Below are 2,563 nucleotides of genomic sequence, written 5' to 3' on the forward strand. Positions count from 1 at the left end.
GCGTCCGCCTCCGTGCCCGCCTCCGTACCCGCGCCCGCAGCCGGTTCCCGCCCCTTTTTCCGCCCCTTTTCGCGCCGGGCGCCGCCGTGCGGCGGGCAGGGTAGCCCGGAGCGCGGCCGTCCGGGCCGGAACCGGGCAATCGTGGGGCCCTCCTGCGCCGGGGCCCTACGCTCGATTCGGACGCGGCCCCAGCCGCGGTCGAACTCGACTCTGCGGCAAGGTGGTTGACCGATGATGGAGCAGGGCGCCGACGACGGCGAGGTGACCTACGAACAGGTGACGGTGGTCTCCCTGGCCGGCTGCGAGCCGGTCGGCCCGGCACGGTTCGCCGTCCGGGTCGCCCGCGAGGGCATGACCGTCAAGCGGGTGGCGGGCTACTGGGTGCGCTGGGACGAGCGGTGGGGCCCGGAGGAGGTCCGCCACCACTCCCGCTGGATCGCGGACGAGGAGTACGTGCGGCCGGACACCGGCAGCCTGGAGGGCACCCTCGCGGTGATGGTCGCCGCGTACTGGACGGACCCGGCGGGCGCCTTCCCGCGCCGCCCGGGCACCGAGACCGTGGTGACCTTCCGGCCGGGCGAGACCGAGCACGAGCTGGTGCTGGAGCAGCCCGCACCGCCGGTGTCGGCGGCCGCCGCCGCGCACCGCCCGGCCTCGCTGTCGGTGCAGCTGACCCACGCGCGGTGGTTGAGCGGCGACGGGCAGCCGATCCACTACGGCTTCTCGGGCGCGACCGAGGAGGCCGGCGGCGAGGGGGAGTGGCTGGTCCGCTTCCCGGAGTGCGGCACCGGCCTGCTGCCGTACGTCTAGCCCGTCCCGCAGGGCTCGTCCCGTACGTCCCGTGTGCCCGTACGTCCCGCGGGTTCAGGCGGGGCTCGGAGCGGGCCGGGCCGGCACCGCCGAGGGCCCCCAGTCGCCCGCCCGCGTTCCCACCCTGCGCGCCGGTGCGCCGGCCCAGATCTCCCCGGGGCCGGTCGAGCGGGTGAGCACCGCGTTGGCCCCGACGACGGTGCCCGCGCCGACGGTCAGCACGCCCTCCTTGCACACCACCTTGGCGCCCGCGCAGAGCACCGCCCCGTCCTCGACCACCACCCGCCGCATCGCGCTCTCCTCCTGGGGCACCCAGGGGTCGGCCCGGCCGATGGTCACGCCGTTGTAGAGCGTCACGCCGGCGCCGAGGGTGGTGTACGGGTGCAGCACGGTGCCGAAGCCGCGGTGGAAGACCATCAGCCCGGGCCCGATCTCGCAGGCGGCGGGCACCTCCATCCCGTACAACGCGAGCGCCTCCTGGACCAGGCGGCCCAGGAGGCGGTGGCGACGACGGCGGATCAGTGCGGTGACGAGTGACATCCACTCATTGTGAGGGAGTGGTCACGCGAAGTGGCCGACTACTTGAACTCGGGCACCGCGGTGTCGTTCCTGAAGGCGTCGAAGACCTGCTTGGACTTGCCGGCGTCCCACAGCACGGCGGACTCGCCGGTCTTGGTCCGGTAGTCCGGGTTGCCGATCGGCACGGTCAGCGACTTGCCGCTGCCGCCGTTGACGTCCTTCATGGCGAGGAAGAGCGAGCCGAGGTCGGTCAGCCCGCAGTCCTCGTCGACGATCAGGGTGCCGAGCGCGGAGTCGACCAGCGGGTAGAAGGTGAACGGGTTCAGCAGGTTGCCCGGGGAGGCGGCCTGGTGGGCGAGGGCGCCGAGGAACTTCTGCTGGTTGCGCATCCGGCCGAGGTCCTGGTCGGCCATCTGGTGGCGCTGGCGGACGAAGGCCAGGGCCTGCTTGCCGGTGAGGGTCTGGTCGCCGGCCTTGAGGTCGAGCCCGGAGTCCTTGTCCTTGACGTCCTGGTCGATCTTCATCTCGACGCCGCCGATCGAGTCGACGATGCCGACGAAGCCGCCGAAGCCGATCTCGGCGTAGTGGTCGATCCGTATGCCGGTGTTCTGCTCGACGGTCTGGACCAGCAGGCGGCCGCCGCCGTTGCCGAAGGCCGAGTTGATCTTCGCGGTGGTGCCCTTGACCGGCTTGCCGTTGCCGCCCGGGTGCTCGGGGATCGGCACCCAGGAGTCGCGCGGGATGCTCATCAGGGTGTTCCCGTTGTCCCCGACGTGCAGGATCATCATCGAGTCGCTGCGCTTGCCCTCGGTGTCGTGACCGGTGTGCAGGTCGTCCTGCTCGGAGTCGGTGAGGCCCTGGCGGCTGTCGGAGCCGACGATCAGCCAGTTGGTGCCCTTGCCCGCGGCGGGGCGGCCGGGGTAGTCGGCGAGCACGTTCTCGTGGTTGAGCTTGGAGTCCGCCCAGAACCAGGTGGAGACGGCGGTCACCATGACGGCGATCAGCAGGCCGAAGACCGACCACTTCACGATCCGCCGCCGCGGCCAGCGCCGGGCCTGGGCACCGGGCGGGCGGGTGCCGCCGGGGCCGCCGGGGCCACCGGGACCGCCGGGACCGCCGGGACCGCCGGGGCGCCCCGGGCCGCCGGGACGGGCGCCGGGTGCGCCGGCCCCCTGCGGCGGGACGCCGCCCAGCCGGGACTGCCCCGGTTGCCCCGGGTGCCGTGGCGCGGCCG

At 73.7% G+C, this 2,563-nt stretch carries 3 protein-coding genes; 1 reads left to right on the top strand and 2 read right to left on the bottom strand.

The window, feature by feature from the left end:
* Window positions 1–231: 231 nt before the first annotated feature.
* Window positions 232–810, top strand: coding sequence for a hypothetical protein (locus ACFU6K_RS36400; RefSeq protein ID WP_380670537.1), 579 nt, complete (start codon window positions 232–234; stop codon window positions 808–810).
* A 54-nt stretch (window positions 811–864) separates the two neighbouring features.
* Here the strand turns inward: ACFU6K_RS36400 and ACFU6K_RS36405 are convergent, their stop codons facing one another.
* Together ACFU6K_RS36405 and ACFU6K_RS36410 are read right to left on the bottom strand one after the other, a co-directional pair.
* Window positions 865–1,350, bottom strand: a complete 486-nt coding sequence (locus tag ACFU6K_RS36405) for a hypothetical protein (RefSeq protein WP_380670539.1) — start codon at window positions 1,348–1,350, stop codon at window positions 865–867.
* 38 nt (window positions 1,351–1,388) lie between these two features.
* Window positions 1,389–2,563: LCP family protein (locus ACFU6K_RS36410; RefSeq protein ID WP_380670541.1), on the bottom strand; the 1,175-nt coding region annotated here is incomplete at its 5' end.

It is taken from the genome of Kitasatospora sp. NPDC057512 (assembly GCF_042802135.1).
In the GTDB taxonomy this organism is placed as follows: Bacteria; Actinomycetota; Actinomycetes; order Streptomycetales; family Streptomycetaceae; genus Kitasatospora.

Coding starts and splice junctions, on each gene's coding strand:
- ACFU6K_RS36400 (WP_380670537.1), top strand. CDS start 232: ATGATGGAGCAGGGCGCCGACGACGGCGAGGTGACCTACGAACAGGTG.
- ACFU6K_RS36405 (WP_380670539.1), bottom strand. CDS start 1,350: ATGTCACTCGTCACCGCACTGATCCGCCGTCGTCGCCACCGCCTCCTG.